General features: G+C 70.9%; 1 protein-coding gene. It reads right to left on the bottom strand.

The genetic code is table 11. From position 1 onward, the window contains the following. Nucleotides 1–1,175: enolase C-terminal domain-like protein (locus tag BXA03_RS26270; RefSeq protein ID WP_076512124.1), on the bottom strand; the 1,175-nt coding region annotated here is incomplete at both ends.

Raw genomic sequence — 1,175 nt, 5'->3', positions numbered from 1 at the left:
GGCACCTCGACGAAGCCGCCGCGGATCTGCAGCGGGTTCTGCGTGAGGAACTGGCCGTCCTGCCAGATCCAGTGCGTGTCGATGGCCGTGACCTTGCCCGGCACGGCCGCCGCCACGTGGGTGAACATGGCCAGCGAGATGTCGAAGTGGTTGTTGGAATGCGAACCCCAGGTCAGGCCCCAGTCGCGGCAGGTCTGGCCCACACGCACGCTGCCGGCCATGGTCCAGAAATGCGGGTCGGCCAGCGGGATGTCCACCGACTGCAGCGACAGGGCATGCACCATCTGCCGCCAGTCGGTGGCGATCATGTTGGTGGCGGTGGGCAGACCCGTGGCGCGGCGGAACTCGGCCATCACCTCGCGGCCGCTGAAGCCGCCTTCGGCACCGCAGGGGTCCTCGGCATAGGCCAGCACGCCGCGCATGTCGCGCATCAGGCGGATCGCATCCTTGAGCAGCCAGCCGCCGTTGGGGTCCAGCGTGACGCGCGCTTCGGGGAAGCGCTGGGCCAGCGCGCGCACGGCCTCGATCTCCTGCTCGCCGGCCAGCACGCCGCCCTTGAGCTTGAAGTCGTTGAAGCCGTAGCGCGCATGGGCGGCCTCGGCCTGGCGCACGATGGCCACGGGCGTCATGGCCGCCATGTGGCGCACCTGGGCCCAGTCGTCGCTGGCGCTCGTGTCGTCGCCCGGCTTCACGTAGGGCAGGTCGGTCTGGTCCGAAGGGCCGACGAAGAACAGGTAGCCCAGCATCTCCACCCGCTCGCGCTGCTGGCCTTCGCCCAGCAGCGCCGCCACCGGCACGCCCAGGTGCTGGCCCAGCAGGTCGAGCAGCGCCGACTCGATGGCCGTGACCGCATGCACGCCGATGCGCAGGTCGAAGGTCTGCAGGCCGCGGCCGCCGGGGTCGCGGCCGGCCAGGGCCTGCTGCACGCGCTGCAGCAGCTGCAGGTGCTTGCCGATGGACTGGCCGATGAGCTGGGGCCGGCTGTCCTCCAGCGCCTGACGGATGCCCTCGCCGCCTGGCACCTCGCCCACGCCGGTGCGGCCGGCGCTGTCGTGCACCAGCAGCACGTTGCGGGTGAAGAAGGGCGCGTGGGCACCGCTGAGGTTCATCAGCATGCCGTCGCGGCCGGCGACGGGGATGACTTCGATGTCGGTGATGGTGGGCGTGTGGCTCAT

It is taken from the genome of Pseudacidovorax sp. RU35E (genome assembly GCF_900156165.1).
Lineage (GTDB): Bacteria > Pseudomonadota > Gammaproteobacteria > Burkholderiales > Burkholderiaceae_C > Xenophilus.
This window is presented reverse-complemented; position numbering and strand designations above follow the sequence as displayed.